Source organism: Flavobacterium sp. LC2016-01 (assembly GCF_009711135.1).
Lineage (GTDB): Bacteria > Bacteroidota > Bacteroidia > Flavobacteriales > Flavobacteriaceae > Flavobacterium.
In genome coordinates this window covers 213,888-232,595 of record NZ_WMIC01000004.1, presented here as the reverse complement: position 1 = coordinate 232,595, position 18,708 = coordinate 213,888, and the positions used below count along the sequence as shown (strand labels likewise).

At 35.2% G+C, this 18,708-nt stretch carries 15 protein-coding genes; 10 read left to right on the top strand and 5 right to left on the bottom strand.

Features of this window, described 5'->3' with window-relative positions:
• Positions 1-189 precede the first annotated feature (189 nt).
• Entirely contained in the window at positions 190-3,165 is a 2,976-nt protein-coding gene (locus GKZ88_RS10385; RefSeq protein ID WP_155102306.1) for an ELWxxDGT repeat protein, read from the top strand.
• Positions 3,166-3,280: 115 nt separating this feature from the next.
• On the opposite strand, the gene GKZ88_RS10380 is transcribed toward GKZ88_RS10385, so the two are convergent.
• From GKZ88_RS10380 to GKZ88_RS10365, 4 genes are all read right to left on the bottom strand, one after another.
• Complete coding sequence (locus GKZ88_RS10380) at positions 3,281-4,255, bottom strand: DUF1080 domain-containing protein (RefSeq protein ID WP_155102305.1); 975 nt, start codon at positions 4,253-4,255, stop codon at positions 3,281-3,283.
• Positions 4,256-4,511: 256 nt separating this feature from the next.
• Positions 4,512-4,955, bottom strand: a complete 444-nt coding sequence (locus GKZ88_RS10375; RefSeq protein ID WP_155102304.1) for a cupin domain-containing protein — start codon at positions 4,953-4,955, stop codon at positions 4,512-4,514.
• Between the two features lie 269 nt (positions 4,956-5,224).
• A complete protein-coding gene (locus GKZ88_RS10370; RefSeq protein WP_155102303.1) occupies positions 5,225-6,661 on the bottom strand; it encodes a gluconokinase in 1,437 nt (478 codons plus the stop codon).
• On the bottom strand, positions 6,649-7,968 hold the full coding sequence (locus GKZ88_RS10365) for a gluconate:H+ symporter (RefSeq protein WP_155102302.1): 1,320 nt from the start codon (positions 7,966-7,968) through the stop codon (positions 6,649-6,651). The genes GKZ88_RS10370 and GKZ88_RS10365 overlap by 13 nt, the downstream gene beginning before the upstream one ends.
• Before the next feature lie 348 nt (positions 7,969-8,316).
• On the opposite strand from GKZ88_RS10365, the gene GKZ88_RS10360 reads away from it, so the two are divergent.
• The 9 genes from GKZ88_RS10360 to GKZ88_RS10320 all read left to right on the top strand — a co-directional run bounded on the left by GKZ88_RS10360 (position 8,317) and on the right by GKZ88_RS10320 (position 18,435).
• The gene (locus GKZ88_RS10360; RefSeq protein WP_155102301.1) at positions 8,317-9,240 is read left to right on the top strand and encodes an SMP-30/gluconolactonase/LRE family protein; all 924 of its coding nucleotides are present in this window, start codon (positions 8,317-8,319) and stop codon (positions 9,238-9,240) included.
• Between the two features lie 268 nt (positions 9,241-9,508).
• Positions 9,509-10,102 carry a TetR/AcrR family transcriptional regulator gene (locus GKZ88_RS10355; protein WP_068842436.1) on the top strand — a complete coding sequence of 198 codons (594 nt, stop codon included), beginning with the start codon at positions 9,509-9,511 and terminating at the stop codon, positions 10,100-10,102.
• Positions 10,103-10,347: 245 nt separating this feature from the next.
• The gene (locus GKZ88_RS10350; protein ID WP_155102300.1) at positions 10,348-11,562 is read left to right on the top strand and encodes an efflux RND transporter periplasmic adaptor subunit; all 1,215 of its coding nucleotides are present in this window, start codon (positions 10,348-10,350) and stop codon (positions 11,560-11,562) included.
• Between the two features lie 12 nt (positions 11,563-11,574).
• A complete protein-coding gene (locus GKZ88_RS10345) occupies positions 11,575-14,742 on the top strand; it encodes an efflux RND transporter permease subunit (RefSeq protein ID WP_155102299.1) in 3,168 nt (1,055 codons plus the stop codon).
• A 128-nt stretch (positions 14,743-14,870) separates the two neighbouring features.
• Complete coding sequence (locus GKZ88_RS10340) at positions 14,871-16,289, top strand: TolC family protein (protein ID WP_155102298.1); 1,419 nt, start codon at positions 14,871-14,873, stop codon at positions 16,287-16,289.
• Positions 16,290-16,689: 400 nt separating this feature from the next.
• A complete protein-coding gene (locus GKZ88_RS10335) occupies positions 16,690-17,070 on the top strand; it encodes a DoxX family protein (RefSeq protein WP_155102297.1) in 381 nt (126 codons plus the stop codon).
• Positions 17,071-17,082: 12 nt separating this feature from the next.
• A complete protein-coding gene (locus tag GKZ88_RS10330) occupies positions 17,083-17,292 on the top strand; it encodes a hypothetical protein (protein WP_155102296.1) in 210 nt (69 codons plus the stop codon).
• 131 nt (positions 17,293-17,423) lie between these two features.
• Entirely contained in the window at positions 17,424-17,933 is a 510-nt protein-coding gene (locus GKZ88_RS10325; RefSeq protein ID WP_155102295.1) for a DinB family protein, read from the top strand.
• 34 nt (positions 17,934-17,967) lie between these two features.
• Positions 17,968-18,435: a DUF1440 domain-containing protein gene (locus GKZ88_RS10320; protein WP_155102294.1), complete on the top strand. Its 468-nt coding sequence runs from the start codon at positions 17,968-17,970 to the stop codon at positions 18,433-18,435.
• A 62-nt stretch (positions 18,436-18,497) separates the two neighbouring features.
• Here GKZ88_RS10320 and GKZ88_RS10315 read toward each other — a convergent pair whose 3' ends face one another.
• Positions 18,498-18,665, bottom strand: a complete 168-nt coding sequence (locus GKZ88_RS10315) for a DUF1328 family protein (RefSeq protein WP_155102293.1) — start codon at positions 18,663-18,665, stop codon at positions 18,498-18,500.
• Positions 18,666-18,708 lie beyond the last annotated feature (43 nt).

The following is an 18,708-nucleotide window of genomic DNA, read 5'->3' as shown; positions in this document are numbered from 1 at the left end:
TCAGGGTGACAATTGGATTCTTAAAAAACTAAGTCAACTAAAATTTTGGAGAAATTTAAAATTGTTGAATCTGGATTTAAGTTTCAATTTAGTTCTTAATTTTATTTATATATTCGCCCAGAAAAATAAAATTCTTACAAAACTATTAATTAGTTAAACAACAAAAAATTACCAAAATAAAAAACCTGAATGAAATATAAAATTACTCTACTTCTTTTTTTAGCTGTTTTTACATTTGCAAATGCTCAAACTATAGATGCAACTTTAGTCGAATTAAATTTTCGTGAAGGTAGCGACCCTCAAAAATTAACGCCTTTCAAATCTGGATTCTTTTTTACTGCAACAGATGGTTACTTTAAAAAGTTTGGCCGCGAATTATGGTATTCAAATGGTACAGCAAAAGGTACATCAATGATTAAAGACATTAGACCTGGACAATCTTCTTCGAACCCAAGTTCTTTAGCTGTTGTTGAAAATCTCCTTTACTTTACAGCTTATGATGAGCATGGTACCGAATTATGGAAAAGTGATGGAACTGAAGCTGGGACATCATTAGTTAAAGATATAAAGCCAAATAATACGGATGAATATAACGGGCCGACAGAATTAATTGGCTGGAATGGAAAATTATACTTTAATGCGAGTAATGAACTCAATGGTTCTGAACTCTGGACAAGTGACGGAACTGAAGCTGGAACTTATATGGTAAAAGACATAAATCCAAAAGGAAACGGCAGTCCTAGTAATTTATTCATTTTTAATAATGCTTTGTATTTTATAGCAGATGATGGGGTAAATGGGTTTGAACTTTGGAAAAGTGATGGTACAGAATCTGGAACTAAGATGGTTAAAAATATTAGTCCAAATAGCTCTGGACTTACTTTTGGAAATCAATTTTTGATCATGAATAACAGTTTTTATTTTTTCGCAAATAATTCGTTTAATAATTATGAGCTATGGAAAAGTGATGGAACTGAATCAGGAACTCAAATGGTCAAAGATATCAATGCAAATAATAATTCCATCACCTATGTCTTAAAAGGAGTTGCCCTAGATAATTTGATAATTTTTGAAGTTAATGATGGTATTAATGGATCTGAAATATGGAAAAGTGATGGTACAGAATCTGGAACATTGATGGTCAAAAACATCAATAATACAGCGACAAGCAGTATAAGTTATGATAATAAATTCGTAGTGCTTAATAATGAAGCTTATTTTATAGCAGATGACAATGTAAATGGAGCTGAAATATGGAAAACTAATGGGACAGCAAGTGGTACAATTTTATTAAAAGACATTAGTGAAGGACCATCATCAGTATGGATAGAAAAAATTCATGTGGATAAAGCAAATAACAAACTTTTATTTTATTCCACAAGTACTAATTACCCAGAAAAGAAACTTTGGGTAAGTGACGGTACATCAGCTGGTACATTCAAATTATCAGATGTTCAGGCAAGCAATATCTCAGGAATAGAACAAAGCTTTGTTTCTATTAATAATAAGACTTACTTCACAGGTCAAACTGAAAAGGAAGGTAATGAACTATGGAGTACCGATGGTACAATATCCGGAACAACGTTTTTTGCCGATTTAAATTATTCAAACAGTAGTAGTGCTTCTAAATTTACTAATGTAGATGGAAATCTTTTTTTTAGTGCAAACGGGAAAGAATCCGGAAATCAATTGTTTAAAAGCGATGGTACTGTTTTGGGCACTAAAATGATTAAAGATATAAATCCAGGCTATAATGGCATGGACAATTTATCTGAAATGAAAGCAATAAACGGTACTTTATTTTTTAGTGGAGTTGATGCCGCTCATGGATATGAATTGTGGAAAAGCGACGGAACTGAAAATGGAACCATTATGGTTAAAGACATAAATCCTGGCAACAAAAGCAGTTTGCAAAATTATAACGACAAACAATCTTTTACCGTCATAAATAACATTCTTTATTTTTCTGCTGACAATGGTTTAAATGGTTTTGAATTGTGGCGAAGTGACGGAACTGAATCAGGAACCTACATGATAAAAGATATAGCTGCTGATAGAAGTAGTTATCCGAGAAGTTTTACTTCATTGAACAATACAATTTACTTTATTGCTAACGATGAAACGGGAACAGCATTATGGACAACTAATGGTACTCAATCTGGAACAATTAAAATAAACCGTTTGAACGATATGAGGGTTCTGCAAACCGTCAACAACAAATTATTTATAGTTGCAGAAACATCTGGAACATCATATGGACCACATGATGTATGGGTTTCAGACGGAACGGCATCTGGAACAAGTCATATCAAAAGTTTTGGAGATAATATAGATAGTGATATCCAAATAACGGCCTCACTTAAAAACGAAATATATTTTGTTGCCAGAAGTCCCGAAAGTTATAATAAGGCAGTTTATAAAACTGACGGAACAATTGGAGGTACTGTTTTATTGTTTGATGGAGTAACACATCCAATATCAAATCTTGATATAAATACAATTTTAACATGTGGTGAATATGTATATTTTGTGATTGAGGATTATTTAAGAATTCCAAGAGAGCTGTGGAGAACTAATGGAAAAATAACAGAGCAAGTCGCTAACACAGAATCTGCTGTTTTTACCTATATCAGAGGTTTAACATGTTTTAATAAAAATTTATTATATTTTCTTGAAACGTTCCCTCATAAAGTTTCGATGATCAATGATCAATTAGCTCAACCAGTAGAGTTAGATTTAAACCTTCCAAATGGCCAAAAATTTGCTGATAATGAAGGCATTGAAGAATTAGGAACAACGGATAATACTTTATATTTCAGAGCACGAACTGATATTAGTGGAAATGAACTTTACATTGCGAAAATAAATAGCCCAAACTTGAGTACTATTGATCATAACAATGCCAAAACTAATGACCTAAAACGTGTAAGTGTTTATCCTAACCCAGCTAATAAAATAATAAATATTAAATCTTTTGATAATTCTGAAATTGTTAAGTTCGAGATATGGGATGTAAGTGGAAGAAAAATTCAGGAACAATTTAATGAAGATGTAAAAGGCGAAATTAAATATGATGTAAGCTGGTTGCATACAGGAATCTATTTTATGAAAGTAAAACTTTCAGACGGAAAAGTTAATAATGTAAAAGTCATAATTAATCACTAATAATTACAATTTTATAGTACTCCGCAAAGTCTTCTGATTTTGCGGAGTTTTTTTTTTAGCATAAGTACACAATGCTTAAAATGAACTTATATCATTTATATGGTGCAGTAAAAACCTATTTAGCTGGTGTAATAATAATATTGCGATACTCCACAGGACCGTGGTCTCCCTGAAGGAATATTGGCCCGGGCTCGGCCTCGTTGCTGTCTATAGCGCCGCCAGTAATTCCGGGAATATTCTGATTGCTGATTACTGTTTCACCATTGGCAACAACCGTTACCATTCTACCGATCAGGGTAATATCGTACGTATTCCATTCGCCGGCTTCTTTGGCAACCATTTCATTTGGAATCAGCAGTCCATAAATCGCTCCCATTTGATCTAAAGCAGGTTCCATTCCTTTACCATCTGTCACCTGTACTTCATAACGACCGCGAAGATACACACCGCTATTACTGTGTTTTGGAATACGAAACTCTATATGAAGTTTAAAATCATTAAATTTCTCGTTGGTCACCAAATTTACACCCGATTTTGGACTGCGTAAAACGCCATTTTCCACAACCCACTGACTAGTGCCTTCTGTATGCCAATCCTTGATTGAATTGCCATTGAGAAGGTGAATCGGTTTGCCCCAAACAGGTGAAGCAGTGCGACGAAGTGTTGGAACACGAACACCAGTCCAGGTTTGGGTTTTTCCATCAACAGTTTGTAAGGTTCCGTATATTTTTTCACCTTCAATTTCGCCTTCTACACGAAGATCGTTGCTTCCTTTCTCCCATTGCGGTGGTATTGAAAAGCTAAATTTTCGATCCTGGACATGAATTTCAGATATTGGTCTGGCACTGCCTACTACGCACATAAATTGTCCCACAAGTGTTTTAGGCCCCGATCGTCTAATTTCGAGCCAGGCTGGAGCAGGTTTTCCGTCAATATCAATTGTTATATCCCAATGGCCTTTTAAAGTATCTTTTTCAACTGCATAAAGATTGTTGCTGATTTGGCTAGCAAAAAGAGTCAATAACAGGCTAAATATCAAAATCTGGTTACGGAAATTTGGAAATGCTGTGGTTTTGGTTTTCTGGTTCATAAAGTTTTTTTGATATTAAAGATAATTAATTTTCAAAAGAAATCAATTTTGGAGTCAAATCTATAAGATTAAAAAAAGAGCCAAAGGCTCGACCAATATTGTAGAGCTGGACTTTAGTCCAGTTTAAAACGAATGTATTAACGTGGAAATTTGTTTCGTAAAAATCATTATCTAAACTGGACTAAAGTCCAGCTCCACAATATAAATCATTCCTTCGGAATTTTTGTATTTCATTGACGTGAAAATATCTGTGATATTACTTCAAATCCTTCTTAATAACTAAATATTTTAAATCCGTTTTTCCAGCATTACTAATTCCGTGTTCAGCATTTGGTGGACAGTAAAAACTGGTGTTTGGGCCAGCTGTAATCGTTTTTCCGTCAAGGAAGAATTCGGCTGTTCCTTCTAAGATGTAGAAAAATTCTTCTTCGGGATGGTGATGCGGTGAGTGTGTTGATTTTCCGGGTTCAACGATACTCATTTTGAGTGTGTTTTCCTCAGTGAAGTTTTTATCGGCAAACCAATATTGATACCCTACTTTGGTTTTAGTGGCTTTGTTTAAATCAAAGTGATTGACACAATTTTCTATTGTGTATTTTGGTTCTGTTGAAGTTGTTTCTTTTTTTACTTCTTGAGAAAAGGCTATCTGCTGGAAGAATAAAACAGCTAGTGTGGTTTTTATGATGATCGTTGGTTTCATTATTTTTTTTGTAATGTTACGAAAAAATCTCTTTCGTTTAAACTGGACTGAAGTCCAGCCCTACAATATAAGTCATTCCTTCGGAATTTTATTTCGTCCTAAAAAAGAGCCAAAGGCTCGAGCTATTTTGTAGAGCTGGACTTCAGTCCAATTTAATAATGGGAATCATGCCACCGTAATTCCCTCTAAAAATGGCCATCGCCTAGCTTTATAACAACAATAATTAATTTTTATGTTTTAATGCTTCTGATCGAAATTCATATTCGTTCTTAAAAATCCTTCAGTAAAGGATATACTTTTTTAAACTTGTTGAACGCAACTTCATATACACTTTTATTTTCCATATTAGGAAAATAGGTTTGTCCGGTTTTGCTATCATTTGTGATCTTCTCACTGAGTGATTTCAAACCTATAAGAACAGCGCCCCAAGAAGATCCTTCGATAGTTTGCGAGGTTTCAACCTGCATCTGAAAAATATCAGCAGCCATTTGGAGCCACAGTTCGCTTTTGCCAAATCCGCCACTGGCCATAACTTTTGTTTCTTTTCTATGTTTGGGATCCGGAATTAAAATTTCTGTGATTTGGAACAATCCAAATAAAATTCCTTCTAAAGTGGCTCGTACCAAGTGCGCTTGTGTGTGCGTAATCTGCATTCCTAAAAGAGTTCCTTGAGCCGAGGCATCCCAGATTGGCGCTCGTTCTCCCAATAAATAAGGTACAAAAAGCAGTCCATCAGAACCCGCAGGAATTTCTTCAGCTTCTTCAATAAGAACTTCTAAAGATTGTGTTGTTTTCAGTAAAGTTTCTTTCAACCATTGTAAAACTATCGCACCATTATTGACAGCACCTAAAGTAAGATATTGATTGTCCATTAAATGATAACACTGCGTGCGCATTTGGTCGTCAAGATACGGTTTGTCAATAGGAAGTCGAACTGCTCCGCTCGTGCCAATAGTTAAAGCAATACAATTTTTGTTCATGGCGCCTGTTCCGAGATTGGCCAACGCACCATCGCCACCTCCTATTACGTAAAGAAAATCATCTGAAATTCCTTTGCATTGGTGCGTGACTTCGCAAACTTTAGATAGTTGATACGGCTTTATGTTTAAGAAATCCAAAACTTCCTCATCCCAATCTAAACTATTAATATTTAACAATCCAGTTCCGGATGCCATTGAGGTGTCTGTATAATATTCATTGGTCAAATGATGCCAGACATATTCTTTGATACTGATGAATTTATAAGTTTTGGAAAATAGTTCAGCATCAAATTCTTTGAACCAGGCAATTTTTGTCAAAGGAGAAAAAGGATGAATTGGTATTCCCGTTTTTTGATAAAAGTGTTTTCCTTGATCTGAATTTTTAAGTTTTTCGGCAATTCCCGTCGCTCTGTTATCAGCCCATAAAATAGCATCTGTCAGTGGTTTTCCACTTTCATCAATTGCAATAACACTTTGCATCGCCGAGCTAAAACTGATAAACTGAGGCTGAATTGCGTTTGTAATCTCGTTAATACATTCCTTTACGGCTTGCAAAATTTCGTACGGTTTTTGAATACTCCATTCCGGCTTGGGATGATACATTTCGTAAGACTTAGCAATTTGTCGAAGCACATTTCCCTGTTTATCAAAACAAACGGCTTTTGTGGCTGTTGTTCCTATGTCAATGCCAATATACAATGCTTCCATATTATTTATTTGATCCATAAATTTAAAAGTAATACACCAATTAATCCCATTACTCCTATAATTGTTTCCATAACGGTCCAAGTTTTAAAAGTGTCTGAAACGCTGATGCCAAAATATTCCTTAAACATCCAAAACCCAGTATCGTTTACATGCGAGCACATTAAACTTCCAGCGCCAATAGACAAAACCATTAATTCCGGACTCACACCAGATGCAATCACTAAGGGCTGTACAATTCCGGCTGCGGTTAATCCGGCGACTGTTGCAGATCCTAAAGCAATGCGAATAATAGTCGCAATCAGCCAGCCTAACAATAAAGGAGAAAGAGAGGATCGTTCGAAAAAAGCACTCAAATCTGTTCCAATTCCGCTGTCAATTAATACTTGTTTAAAAGCACCGCCGGCAGCAATTATTAAAATGATCATCGTAGCCGAACTTAAAGCACTGCCCGATTTATCCATAATATCCTGCATTTTTCTTCCGCGTAAAATGCCTAAGGTAAGTACAGCAAAAAGTATCGCAATTAACATTGAAGTTGTCGGATTTCCAATAAAAAGCAAAAAGGCACATAACGCACTTTCTTTGGGTAATACTAATTCACTGAACGTAGCTGTGGCCATTAAAAAAATTGGAACTAATGCCGTTACAATGCTAATTGTAAAAGAAGGCATTTCTGATTCTGTGAAAGTTTTGCTGTCGAATAATCCTTTTGGGGGAAAGGCATTTATTTTTTTTATAAATTCAGGAAAGATGATTCCGGCCATGAAAAGTGCTGGAAGCGCAACTATAAGTCCGTAAAGAAGTGTTTTGCCGATATTGGCTTTAAAAATAACTGCAATTGCTGTTGGTCCCGGATGTGGAGGCAAAAAACCATGCGTAATAGAAAGCGCCGATGCCATGGCAATTCCCAAATAAATAATAGGCTGTTTAGTGCTTTTGGCCACGGCAAAAACCATTGGAATCAAAATTATAAACCCTGCATTGTAGAACATTGAAATTCCAACAGAAAATCCGGTTATGACCATTGCCCATTTAATATGCTGTATACCAAAAGACCGAATCATCACAGAACTGATTCGCTGTGCAGCGCCACTATCGGAAAGCAAATTTCCTAAAATAACACCAAAGGCAAGAATAAGAATTAAAGAACCTAACGTACTTCCTATTCCCTCCTGAATCGAATTGATTAAATCCGGAAAAGGCATTTGCTTGAAAATGCCGACAAAGAAAGCGGCAACAATTAGGGAAATAAAGGCATTGAGCTTTACAATGGAAATTAGAATCAATAATAAGAGAATCCCTGCAATAAGAATCAGTAGCGACATAATTTATTGATTAAGTGTTTTGAATTTGTCTCGTAAAAATATTACTTTCTACACGTAAAAAGCCGTCATTTGAAATTTAATATGTTAAATAAATTCATTTAAAGCTGCTTAGGGAAATTATAAAAAAGATACGTTCTCGCCTAGCCCCGATCGAAACGGCATCTCCCGATTTAGAAAAACAAGGCTTTTTAGCCGTAGTTTTTGTTTATCGGAATATAGTGAAGAGCGGGACTAAACGTTCTTTTGAAAACGGAATTTCTGCTCCTGAAAAGAATCCTAACTCAACTTTACAGAATATCAGAAATAAAAACTACTTTTAAAACCACTTCAAAAGCAACTTTTTTTATTATGAATCAACGCCAAATTAAAATAAAATCACACCTTCTATTTGTTATTACTTTAACTTTTACAAATTTTATATACGCTCAGAAATTAGAGGAAAAAAAACATAACGTAATAGCAAAAGACGCATTTCTCACCAAACTATCAGATCAATTCAGTTTTACGGAAGGCCCTGCCTCGGATAAGAAAGGAAATATTTATTTTACGGATCAGCCTAATAATAGAATCATGAAATGGTCGGTTAATGGCGAACTTTCTGTTTTTATGGAAAATGCAGGAAGAGCAAACGGTTTGTATTTTGATCACGCAGGAAATCTTTTGGCTTGCGCCGATGAAAAAAATGAACTTTGGAAAATAGACCAAAACAAAAATTATACTGTACTACTGAACAACTTTGAAGGAAAAAGGCTGAATGGTCCCAATGATCTTTGGGTCGATCCAAAAGGCGGTATTTATTTTACAGATCCTTTTTACCAAAGAGATTACTGGAAACATACGTCCAAAGAAATAGAGAAAGAAAGTGTTTACTATTTATCTGCGGATAAATCCAAAATTATCACCGTTGCCGATGATCTTGTAAAACCGAATGGCATTATTGGGACTTCCGATGGAAAAACCTTATTCGTAGCGGATATAGGAGCAAATAAAACGTACTCTTATACAATTGACAGTAATGGGTCTTTAGGTAAAAAAACGCTGTTTACTGAATCAGGTTCAGATGGAATGACCATAGACCAGTCCGGAAATATTTACTTATGTGGAAACGGAGTTACCGTATTCAATCCAAAGGGAGAAAAAATAGCCCATATTGATGTTCCAGAACCTTGGACAGCTAATGTTTGTTTTGGAGGAAAAAAATTTAAAACATTATTTATTACTGCTGGTAAAAGTGTTTATACGATAGAAATGAACGTTCGGGGCATGAAATAATCAAAATTTTATTCATCAATAAAAAAATCAGACGTTTTTCAGCATCAAAAAACATTAAAATGATCTTCATTCTGATCGAAATTTATTTGAATTTGGCTTAAATTCGAATTTCTAAAAAAAAAGAAAACCTTTCGAAATGCCTTATTTTACTAGTGTTTTAGTATTCTCTATGGTTGAATAAGAAAAAATTATGATGATTTTATATTATTATTTGAAAATCCGCCATACATTTGCCTAACAGTGTTAAACAATTTAATACTCGAATATAATGGCTAGCAAAGATCGAATTTTAAGACAAAAAGAAGAGACAAGAAATAACATTCTTGGCGCTGCTTATGATATCGTAAAAGAAGAAGGCTGGAATGGTTTGAGTATGCGTAAAATTGCCGACAGAATCGAATATACTGCTCCTATTATCTATGAATACTTTTCAAATAAGGAAGCAATATTAGAAGAACTGACTGGCAAAGGTTTTATAAAACTGACTAAAGAACTGCAAATTGCAATCGACAAGTTTGAGAAACCCGAAGATCAATTAGAAGCCATGTGGATGACTTACTGGGACTTCGCTTTTACAAATACTGAAATGTATCAGTTAATGTTTGGTGTTCAAATGACCTGCTGCGCACAGCGATGTTCGGCTCAAGAGGGACCCTACAAATTATTCACTCAGGTAATTGCTGAAGTAATGAAAGACAGTAACCCGAGTCAGGATATCATTAAGCAAAAGTACTTCACTTTCTTTTCTGTTATTCATGGTTTAATCGCCATCAACATCATTAATAAAAGTGATATTTTAGAAACAATAAATGCCCAAATTTTGAAAGATGCTATTGGAGGTATCATCAAATCAATACAATAATATTTTTTTCATTTTTTACTTAACAGTGTAAAATAATTTAATCGGATAATATAAAATCCTTTTTTTTATAACCTTTACTTAACACTGTTAGAAAATTTAATAGAGTAATAAAAACTCTTTTTTTAGACTTTTACTTAACGCCGTTAAATCTTTTAATAGCGATTGAAGTAAAATTGAAAAAGCTTAAAGTATGAAAGTTTGTGCACATTTACTTAACGACGTTAGATAATTTAATTTTATTAAATATGAATCCCGAGAATTTCAGAATACCAAGATTTTTTAAAAGAAATGTTCAACCAATTAAAACCAATATGAAAATGAAAAATGTAATTATAACCAGTTTTATTCTGGCTTTAGTATTAAGCAGCTGTGCCGATAAAAATCAGGCACCTACTGCTCCACCTCCGCCGGTTTTACCTGTGTTGGCCATCACAAGTGCAAATACAACTACTGATGCCGAATATCCTGCTGCTATACAAGGAACAGTTGATGTTGAAATTCGCCCACAAGTAAGCGGAAACCTTGACAGAATTTTTGTTGATGAAGGTTCTTACGTAAGCAAAGGACAAACTTTATTCAAAATAAACGAGCGTCCGTATCGTGAGCAGTTAAACAATGCTTTGGCAAGTCTTCATGCTGCAGAAGCGGCTTTGATTAACGCAAACTTAGAAGTTGATAAATTGACTCCGTTAGTACAAAACAAAGTAGTTTCTGATTATCAGTTAAAAACAGCTAAAGCTTCTCAAAAAATTGCTGCTGCAAATATCGAACAGGCAAAAGCAATGGTTGGTTCTGCTAAAATTAATTTAGGATATACGAATGTAACAGCCCCTGTTAGTGGTTACATCGGAAGATTACCTAAAAAACAAGGAAGTTTAGTTTCTGCTTCTGATGTTGAAGCCTTAACTACTTTATCAGATGTTCATGAAGTGTTTGCTTATTTCTCTTTGGGAGAAACAGATTTCATCAACTTTAAAGCACAATACGCTGGAAATTCTCTTGGTGATAAAATCAAAAAACTGCCTCCGGTTACTTTGATTTTAGCGGACAACAACGCTTATCCTCAAACCGGAAAAATTGATATGGTAGACGGTCAATTTGATAAAACTACCGGAGCAATCACGATTAGAGCAACTTTCCCAAATGCAAACGGAACTTTACGTTCTGGAAATACAGGGAAAATCCGTTTAGGATTAAATCACGACGATGCGATTTTAGTGCCACAAGCGGCTACAGTTGAAATGCAGGATAAAGTATTTGTTTTCAGTGTAGGCAAAGACAACAAAGTAACTAAAACGCCTATTACTATTGTAGGTAAAAGCGGTACCAATTATTTAATTAAAGAAGGTGTAAAAACAGGTGACCAAATCGTGTTAAGCGGTATTGACAAACTTCAGGATGGACAAGCGATTCAGCCAGAAAAATCAACTAAAGTTGCCGAAGTAACTAATAAAAAATAATTCTAAAAGAAAATGTTCAAAATATTTATACAAAGACCTGTACTGGCAACCGTAATTTCCATTTTGTTGGTGATTCTGGGAGTATTAGGTTTGACTAAACTGCCTTTACAACAGTTTCCTGATATTGCGCCTCCATCGGTTTTGGTAACTGCGGTATATCCGGGAGCCAACGCAGAAACGGTTTTACGTTCTGTGGCACCTTCAATCGAAGAATCTATAAATGGTGTAGAAAACATGACGTACATGAGTTCTACAGCTAGTAACGACGGTACTTTGGCTATTACCGTTTTCTTTAAACTAGGAACTGATGCCGATCAAGCTGCGGTAAACGTACAAAACAGAGTTGCTCAGGCAACCAGCCAGCTTCCTGCCGAAGTTGTGCAGCAAGGTATCGTTACGGCGAAACAACAAAACAGTTTCATCATGGCAATTGGTATGTACACCGATGATGAAGCAAAATACGATCAGACTTTTGTTGCCAACTATGCGCAGATTAATATTATTCCGGAACTAAAACGTATTCCGGGTGTAGGTTCTGCCAGTATTTTTGGTGGTGTAAAAGATTACTCTATGCGTGTTTGGTTGAATCCAACACAAATGTCAACTTATAAAGTTACTCCAAGTGAAGTTATGGGAGCGATTCAAGACAAAAGTTTGGAAGCGGCTCCGGGGAAATTTGGAGAACGAAGCAAAGAAGTTTTTGAATACGTTATTAAATACAAAGGAAAATTAACTAAACCAGAAGATTACGAAAATATTGCGATACGTTCTAATGCAGATGGTTCAGTACTTCGTTTAAAAGATGTAGCGAGAGTTGAACTTGGTGCTTATTCATATAACAGTTTAACTCGTTTAAATGGTAAAAAAGGAATTGTAATTGGGGTTATCCAGTTAGCTGGATCGAACTCAAATGATATTCAGATTGCCATTAATAAAATGATGGAAAAGGCTTCTAAAGATTTTCCAAAAGGCATAAAACACAATATTTTCTATAGTACAAAAGTATCTCTTGACCAATCTATCGAACAAGTTGAGCATACGCTATTAGAAGCTTTTATACTTGTATTTATTGTGGTATTTATCTTCTTGCAAGATTTTAGATCAACATTAATCCCGGCTATTGCTGTACCTGTAGCAATTTTAGGAACGTTCTTCTTCATGCAGTTATTCGGATTTTCGATCAACCTTTTAACGCTTTTCGCATTAATTCTGGCGATTGGTATTGTGGTCGATGATGCCATTGTGGTAGTCGAAGCGGTGCATGCGAAAATGGAGCACAAACGTTTGTCTCCAAAAATCGCAACCCATGAAGCAATGCACGAAATAACGGGTGCTATTATCTCGATTACGCTGGTAATGGCTGCTGTATTCCTGCCGGTTGGTTTTATGGAAGGCTCAACAGGAGTTTTCTATCGACAGTTTGCCTTTACAATGGCAATTGCAATTGTAATTTCGGCAGTAAATGCCTTAACATTGAGTCCGGCTCTTGCAGCATTATTCTTAAAAGATAATCACGGAGCACACGATCACGATGCGCCTTATGTGAAAAAAGGATTTAAAGAGAAATTCTTTACCGCTTTTAACAGCAGTTTTGAATCGTTGACAAATCGTTACGTTGGCGGACTTAAATTCTTAATCAGAAGAAAATGGTTGAGTTTAGGCGGATTAGGTTTAATTATCGTAGCAACAATTGTGATGGTAAAAACAACTCCTGCAGGATTTATTCCAACAGAAGACCAAGGATTTATTGCAATTGCAGTAAATACACCATCTGGAACATCATTAGACGGAACTCAAAAAGTAATGACTGAAGCTGAGAATACTTTAAAAGCATTAGACGCTTCTCGATTTGTAACCGCGATTTCAGGTTTCAACTTATTGACAAACTCTACAAGTCCATCTTCAGCAGTAGTTTTCGTATTGCTTAAACCAAATGAAGATCGTGGTGATGTTAAAAATATTGACGAAATCATGAATCAGGTTCGTGGCAAACTGGGCGCTATTTCTGGCGGAAGTTTCTTCGTATTCAGTTTCCCAACTGTTCCTGGATTTAGTAACGTTGAGGCTTTAGATTTAGTTTTACAAGATAAAACTGGAGGAAAACTGGATAAATTCAGTGGAATTTCTCAGAATTTTATCGGCGAATTAATGAAACGCCCTGAAATTGCAGTTGCCTTTACCTCTTTCAAAGCAGATTATCCGCAATTGCAATTAGAAGTTAACGACGAAAAAGCGAATCAATTGGGCGTAAATGTAAAAGACATTTTACAAACCATGCAGGCTTACTTTGGTAGTGCACAAGCATCTGACTTTAACCGATTTGGTAAATATTACCGTGTGGTAGTTCAAGCCGATATCCAAGACAGAGCAGATCCAACAGCAATTGACAGAGTTTTTGTAAAAAACAAAACTGGCGAAATGGTGCCAATAAATACATTAGTAAAACTAACTCGTATTTATGGTTCAGAAACCGCTTCACGATACAATTTATTTAACTCAATTTCTATTAATGCGATTCCGAAACCAGGATTTAGTTCAGGAGATGCCATTAAAGCAATTGAAGAAGTAGCAGCACAACAATTACCTGCAGGTTACGGGTTTGAATTCTCGGGCCAGACTCGTGAGGAGATTTCTTCTGGAGGGCAATCGGCAACTATATTCTTACTGTGTTTGATATTCGTTTATTTCCTACTTGCTGCACAGTATGAAAGTTACATTTTGCCTTTGGCAGTAATCTTATCAATCCCTGCAGGTATTTTTGGAGTATTCGTAGCTATTGGTTTAACTGGAATTGAGAACAACATTTATGTACAAGTTGCCCTTGTCATGCTGATTGGACTTCTCGCCAAAAACGCCATTCTGATCGTCGAATTTGCCGTCCAGAAAAGAAAATCGGGACAAGCGTTAGTTAGAGCTTCAATTGATGCTGCCAAATTACGTTTACGACCAATTATCATGACGTCTCTTGCCTTTATTGTTGGTTTAGTGCCAATGATGAGCGCCAAAGGACCATCAGCTCAAGGTAACCACTCTATTAGTATTGGTGCTGCCGGAGGTATGATTTCAGGAGTAATTCTAGGTTTGTTTATCATCCCTGTTTTATTCATCATCTTCCAGCATTTACAAGAAAAGGTTTCTGGAAAACCAGTTGCCGTAATTCATAACGAAGAAGAAAAATAATAAATGGAAAACTATATCACAACCATCCTTGTCGCCATCATATTTGGCATCGGCTATATATCGTACAGAATCTCGAGAGATCTTGAAACTAGAAAAGATACTTGTACAGAAATTTAATAAAAGAAAGAATGAAAAATCATATAACCAAAATCGTGGTCTTCGCCATTCTGATCACGACCTTAATATCCTGTAAAGTGTCGAAGGATATTGAAACTCCAAAAGATGCATTTCCTGAGAATTTCAGGAATGCATCGGTTTCGAGTGATACAACAAGTATTGCCGATGTGGAGTGGAAAAACTTCTTTACAGAAAAAGATATTATCAAATTGATCGACAGCGCCGTTGCCAGAAACAACGATTTGCAGATTGCCGAAAAGAACATTGAAATTGCACAATACCGTTTTACACAGTCAAAATGGGGAAATGTGCCTCAGGTCAATTTATTTGTAAACGCAAGCACAAGCAATCCTTCTGACAATAGTTTTACAGGATTGAACTTAAATCAGGCAATTGGTGCGAAACATATCGATGATTATTCTGCTGGAGCTTCACTTTCTTGGGAAGCTGATATCTGGGGAAAAATCAGAAATCAGAAAAAAGGGGCTTACGCAGGATATTTGCAATCTGCAGAAGTTAAAAAAGCATTGCAGACGAATATTGTTGCAAACGTTTCAAGAGGATATTACAATCTGTTGATGTTGGATGCCCAATTAGAGATTGCCAGACAAAATCTACGTTTAAATGATAGTACAACAAATATTATCAAATTAAAATACGATGCTGGTCAGGTAACAACTTTGGCGATTCAACAATCGGAAGCACAAAAATTAAACGCAGCGCAATTGATTCCGTTATTGGAACAAAATATTTCTATTCAGGAAAATGCTTTGAGTGTTTTAACGGGTTCGTTTCCTGATTCTAAAGAAAGAACAATTCGTTTAAGCGCTATTGAAGTTAAAAACAATAATGCAGTCGGAATTCCGTCTTCATTAGTAAGCAGAAGACCAGACGTAAAAAGTGCCGAATTGGCTCTTAAAGTCGCAAATGCAAACGTAGGAATCACAAAAGCCGATTTGTATCCAACTTTAAGAATTACGGCTCAAGGTGGCGTAAACTCTTTTGAGACCAGTAATTGGTTCAACATTCCGGCTTCTTTATTCGGAACTGTTGCAGGCGGATTAACGCAGCCGCTTTTGAACAATAAAAAACTAAAAACACAATATAATATCGCTGTAGCGGAAAGAGAAAAAGCCGTTTTAAGTTTCAGACAATCAGTTTTGGTTGCCGTAAGCGAAGTTTCTGATGCTTTAGTTAAAGTGGAGAAATTACAGCAACAGGAAACCTTCTTGAAAGAGAAAGTAAAAACATTACAGCAAGCAATTAAAAATGCTAACCTTTTATTCAAAAACGGTATGGCAGAATATCTTGAAGTTTTAACGGCGCAGGCAAATTTACTGCAAAGCGAACTAGAACTTGCTGATATCAAAAGACAACAGCTTACAGCTAATACAGATTTGTACCGCGCTCTAGGCGGAGGCTGGAAATAATACCCAATACCCGTTAATTATTTATTTTTTGAGATGAAAACGCTGTGAGACCTTTGGGTTTCATGGCGTTTTTTAGTTTGTCATTGCACACGGATGACACGGATTCGCTTTGCGAAAGCGCGGATTTAACGGATTTTTTATTCGCATTTTTTGTCAGGCTGAGCGAAGTCGAAGCCCACGCAATCAAAATCGACAATCTTTGTGGAGTCTCTGTGCGGTCCTTCGACTTCGCTCAGGAAGACAAACCGTATAATAGGTGCAAAATTCACAATTCACAATTCACAATTAATAAAACTTGTCTCAAATGCCCCTAAAATAGTCTTAAATATATATTTCTTCAAAAAGAAAGATTAGTTATGTTTGTAATACATTAACTAATAACTATTTAAAAATAAACCACATGAAAAAAGCAAAAATTATTTTTTGGACAACAACAATTCTAATCTTTTTATTTGAAGGCGTAATGCCAGCGTTGACTTCGCAGACAGAATTAGCAAAAGAAGGAATCAGACATTTAGGTTATCCGGAATATTTTGGAAATGCATTAGTCGTTTTCAAAGTATTGGGCGTTTTAGCATTAGTGATTCCACAAGTTCCAAAAAATGTAAAAGAATGGGCTTATGCCGGATTTGGATTTGATTTTATCTTTGCCTCAATTAGCCATTTTGCGGTTGACGGAATAAATTTTCAAAGCTTTTTCCCATTAATTATTTTAGTGATTCTTGCCATTTCATATATCTACTATCATAAAATAGAACGCTATAAAAACATCGCGTTATAAACTTTTGAAATTATGATCGAGGTTTTCAAAACAAATGTTCAGGAAGTCGAGCAATCAGCTATGATTGTTGGGAAACTTCTTGAACATTTCCCAGACAGCATAATCAATTTTGATTTAGAAGATTGCGACAAAATTCTGCGGATTCATGCCTCATCCATTTCAAATCGAAAAATAATAGATCTTCTCGATTCCTATGGTTTTCATTGCGAAGTGCTTTTATAAGACTCCTAAAAAACATTAAACCGTTGATTTAAAACATTTTAAAATTTTTTATTGTACTTTTGAAAGAGAATCAATTTTATAGAAAAGCAAACTATTCTTTCAGATCACAAGTGTAATTTAAAATTGACAAAATGAAAACAGCAGTCCAAAAAAACATTGTCGAAACATATCTAAAACTGAATGAAATACTTTCCTCATTTTCGGAGGAAGAATTAAACCAAATTCCATATCAAGGAAGCTGGACCGCAGGACAAACAGCACAGCATATTATTCTTGCATGCTCCGGTTTTCCTAAATTATTTGCTGGAAAAACAAAAAAAACCATTCGGAAATATGATGATAATGTATTGCAATTAGATGCCATTTTTCTCGATTTTAGTACCAAAATGAATGCACCAGATTTTCTAATTCCAGAGAAAAAAGAATACGACAAAAATCAATTAACTTCATCTTTAAAAAAAATAGAATCTGAGTTGTTTGAGTCTGCAGAAAAATATGATTTAACCTTAACGTGTCTGGATTTCAATGTGCCAGGTTTTGAACATTTCACTATTTTTGAATGGATTCATTTTGCGCTTGTTCACACGCAGCGGCATACTTATCAACTAAATTCCATACTAAAAACACTAACCAAAGTATAATTTAAAGCTTCAAATCAACCAAAAACCTATTTATATGAAATCAAAAAGTGGCGCTATTTTTATAGCTGGATTAATTGCAGGGACGTTAGATGTGGTTGCTGCAATTACCATTTATGCAGGCATTCTAAACAAAACAACCGGAATTAAAATTTTACAGTCAATTGCCAGCGGTATCTTTAAAAAAGAAGCTTACAGCGGGGGAGCCCAAATGGCACTTTATGGACTTTTACTGCATTACTTCATTGCTTTTACTTTTGCGTGGTTCTATTTTACCGTTTTTCCTTATTTTTCATTTCTGAAAAAAAACACACTGCTTTCTGGAATTGTTTACGGGGTTTTTGTTTGGATTATAATGAACTTGGTAGTACTTCCAGTAGTATTTCCGGTACTTCCAGAAAAGCATTTAGACTTTCCTTTATTCTTATCCATCATAATTTTGATATGCTGTATCGGAATTCCAATTGCTTTTATTCATAAAAAATATCAGTCATTAAAAAGCTAATTTCGAAATAGAAAAATAAAAAAAAAACGCGAAACCAAATATTTTGATTTCGCGTTTTTCGTTTAATGCGATATTGTTATTCGCCCTATTATTATGGTAATAATAGTTAATATTAAAAAAATAAAGAAAAACAATTGTGCAATGCTCTCGGCTCCATTGTCGATTACTCCAAAACCAAATATTCCGGCAATAATTGTCAGAACACTAAAACTTACTGTCCAATGTGACATAACACTTTATTTAATTGTAAATATTCCTTTTTACTATTTTTTC

Bases quoted from the DNA above. Each gene is read 5' to 3' on its own strand.
- GKZ88_RS10375 (WP_155102304.1), bottom strand. From the start codon at position 4,955: ATGAAACCAACGATCATCATAAAAACCACACTAGCTGTTTTATTCTTC.
- GKZ88_RS10320 (WP_155102294.1), top strand. From the start codon at position 17,968: ATGAAATCAAAAAGTGGCGCTATTTTTATAGCTGGATTAATTGCAGGG.
- GKZ88_RS10365 (WP_155102302.1), bottom strand. From the start codon at position 7,968: ATGTCGCTACTGATTCTTATTGCAGGGATTCTCTTATTATTGATTCTA.
- GKZ88_RS10335 (WP_155102297.1), top strand. From the start codon at position 16,690: ATGAAAAAAGCAAAAATTATTTTTTGGACAACAACAATTCTAATCTTT.
- GKZ88_RS10385 (WP_155102306.1), top strand. From the start codon at position 190: ATGAAATATAAAATTACTCTACTTCTTTTTTTAGCTGTTTTTACATTT.
- GKZ88_RS10370 (WP_155102303.1), bottom strand. From the start codon at position 6,661: ATGGATCAAATAAATAATATGGAAGCATTGTATATTGGCATTGACATA.
- GKZ88_RS10340 (WP_155102298.1), top strand. From the start codon at position 14,871: ATGAAAAATCATATAACCAAAATCGTGGTCTTCGCCATTCTGATCACG.
- GKZ88_RS10315 (WP_155102293.1), bottom strand. From the start codon at position 18,665: ATGTCACATTGGACAGTAAGTTTTAGTGTTCTGACAATTATTGCCGGA.
- GKZ88_RS10360 (WP_155102301.1), top strand. From the start codon at position 8,317: ATGAATCAACGCCAAATTAAAATAAAATCACACCTTCTATTTGTTATT.
- GKZ88_RS10350 (WP_155102300.1), top strand. From the start codon at position 10,348: ATGAATCCCGAGAATTTCAGAATACCAAGATTTTTTAAAAGAAATGTT.
- GKZ88_RS10355 (WP_068842436.1), top strand. From the start codon at position 9,509: ATGGCTAGCAAAGATCGAATTTTAAGACAAAAAGAAGAGACAAGAAAT.
- GKZ88_RS10380 (WP_155102305.1), bottom strand. From the start codon at position 4,255: ATGAACCAGAAAACCAAAACCACAGCATTTCCAAATTTCCGTAACCAG.
- GKZ88_RS10330 (WP_155102296.1), top strand. From the start codon at position 17,083: ATGATCGAGGTTTTCAAAACAAATGTTCAGGAAGTCGAGCAATCAGCT.
- GKZ88_RS10325 (WP_155102295.1), top strand. From the start codon at position 17,424: ATGAAAACAGCAGTCCAAAAAAACATTGTCGAAACATATCTAAAACTG.
- GKZ88_RS10345 (WP_155102299.1), top strand. From the start codon at position 11,575: ATGTTCAAAATATTTATACAAAGACCTGTACTGGCAACCGTAATTTCC.